The organism is Moorena sp. SIO3I8 (genome assembly GCF_010692325.1).
GTDB lineage: Bacteria > Cyanobacteriota > Cyanobacteriia > Cyanobacteriales > Coleofasciculaceae > Moorena.
In genome coordinates this window covers 1-1,801 of the sequence record NZ_JAAHHW010000323.1, presented here as the reverse complement: position 1 = coordinate 1,801, position 1,801 = coordinate 1, and the positions used below count along the sequence as shown (strand labels likewise).

4 protein-coding genes are annotated in these 1,801 nt (G+C 43.4%); 2 read left to right on the top strand and 2 right to left on the bottom strand.

Annotation, left to right across the window (positions count from 1 at the left end; genetic code table 11):
• Both F6K51_RS36635 and F6K51_RS36630 read left to right on the top strand, forming a co-directional pair.
• A partial coding sequence (locus tag F6K51_RS36635) for a hypothetical protein (protein WP_293030915.1) occupies positions 1-202 on the top strand: 202 nt, incomplete at its 5' end.
• A 76-nt stretch (positions 203-278) separates the two neighbouring features.
• Positions 279-416 carry a hypothetical protein gene (locus F6K51_RS36630; protein ID WP_293030912.1) on the top strand — a complete coding sequence of 46 codons (138 nt, stop codon included), beginning with the start codon at positions 279-281 and terminating at the stop codon, positions 414-416.
• A 51-nt stretch (positions 417-467) separates the two neighbouring features.
• Here the strand turns inward: F6K51_RS36630 and F6K51_RS36625 are convergent, their stop codons facing one another.
• Positions 468-629 (bottom strand): hypothetical protein, encoded by a 162-nt coding sequence (locus tag F6K51_RS36625; RefSeq protein WP_293030909.1) that lies wholly within the window; start codon positions 627-629, stop codon positions 468-470.
• A gap of 240 nt (positions 630-869) precedes the next feature.
• Positions 870-1,472, bottom strand: a complete 603-nt coding sequence (locus F6K51_RS36620; RefSeq protein ID WP_293030907.1) for a Uma2 family endonuclease — start codon at positions 1,470-1,472, stop codon at positions 870-872.
• Positions 1,473-1,801 lie beyond the last annotated feature (329 nt).

Below are 1,801 nucleotides of genomic sequence, written 5' to 3'. Positions count from 1 at the left end.
GGAGAACATGGCGTTTTATTCTAAAAGCACTTATAAATATAACTTTAATGCTAGTGATTGGAACAATCCTATTTTGGCAAATATATCTTTTTATGTAGGCAGTATAATCATGCTTACACAGCTGAATGGGGTATGTTTATTCCAAAATAATAATACATCTAACCCCAGCTTAATAGTCCCCTTGAGGGTACCTTTTATGTAAAAAAAAATTAACTTTTTTTAAGTTAATTATACTAGTTAACCGGTGTCTTTTTGACCTGACGGGGTGACAAGCAGCATTGTTAGCCTTACTGGGTATGGGGTGTGGGCTAACCGGTGTAGGGCTGATCGCTTTCTCAAAACTATTGCTACACAAGAGCGATCGCTTTCTTAAAACTGTTGGTACACAAGTGCGATCGCTTTCTCAAAACTCTTAGCACAGAAGTGCGATCGACCTGCATGTCACGCGGGGCGCGTTCGCACTCTCGTTAATCTTGGTTGAGAAGTAGTCCGGTCAGCGCAGCTATGCCTGTAGGGCTGATCCCGTAGCGTGGCCGTAGGCCAATCGCACCGAAAGCTAAACCATAGGCTGATATAGCGCTACGCGCAATGGCATTGGCAAGAGGCAAGAGGCAAAAGTTGACGTGCATTAGCAAATGAGCTTTTATCAATGTCCTAACTTTAATGGGTAGTGCTATAGCACCTCAAGTAGCACCATCTGTAGCCCATAGGCTGATAGCACCTCAAGTAGCATCTCAAGTAGCGCATTAGCTGATAGCTGATAGCACCTCAAGTAGCATCTCAAGTAGCGCATTAGCTGATAGCTGACGTCTGATAGCACCTCAAGTAGCATCTCAAGTAGCGCATTAGCTGATAGCTTACAATTGTTCTCACCAGATCTTGCTCATTTTTAGCACAAACCCCGCCAGTTCTGGAGCACCGCTAACGGTTTCAGGATTGTCCAAAATCTCTGGTTTCTGATTAGGACGATAAATGTAAATTTTCCGGTTTTGGCGGTCGATTAACCAACCCAGTGATGTACCCTTGTCAAGGTATTCTTGCATTTTATCTTGCAAGCCACTGAGTGTATCGCTGGCTGAACGTAACTCGATCACAAAGTCGGGGCAAATGGGGGCAAAGGAAGCTTTCTGTTCTTCGGTTAAGGCATTCCAGCTCTCCAGTTTAATCCAACAGGCATCTGGAGAGCGGATCGCGACCTTGGGTAAGGTAAAGCCGGTGCTGGAGTCAAAGGTTTCACCCGTACCGTCGAGATCAGCCCAGTTAGCCAATTGTTGAGAAATTTTCAGATTCCGATTGCCTGTATCGGAAAAGACTGGGGGCATAATCACAACTTCTCCACTGGCGGTGCGCTCAATTCGTAGATCTCGATTGGCTAAACAGAATTCATAAAACTGGGCGAGAGTCATTGGGATGATCCCAGGAAGATTGACCATAACAGGAACAGTTTGGGTTTGAATCAGTAGCCTGGTCATTATAGGGTTTGTATCTAGGTTGTAAACAGACTTATTGCATAAAAAGGCATGGATACAAGAGGGGAAAGATATATACGCCAATGACACTAGGGCTTGTCTGCTTTCGTCAATAGGTAAAGATTTATTACGAAAATACTAATTTCTGCGTAAAGTCAACAGGTTATCTTGGGGAATAAATAGGGAGCATCCCAGATTTGACAAACTATACCCCAGCTGTGTGAGCGGGATTATACCGCCCACATAAAAAGATATATTTGCCAAAATGGGATGCTAGCAATCAAGAGTATTAAAGTTATCTTTATAAGTGCTTTTAGTATAACATGTTTTCT

Coding starts and splice junctions, on each gene's coding strand:
- F6K51_RS36625 (WP_293030909.1), bottom strand. CDS start 629: ATGCACGTCAACTTTTGCCTCTTGCCTCTTGCCAATGCCATTGCGCGT.
- F6K51_RS36620 (WP_293030907.1), bottom strand. CDS start 1,472: ATGACCAGGCTACTGATTCAAACCCAAACTGTTCCTGTTATGGTCAAT.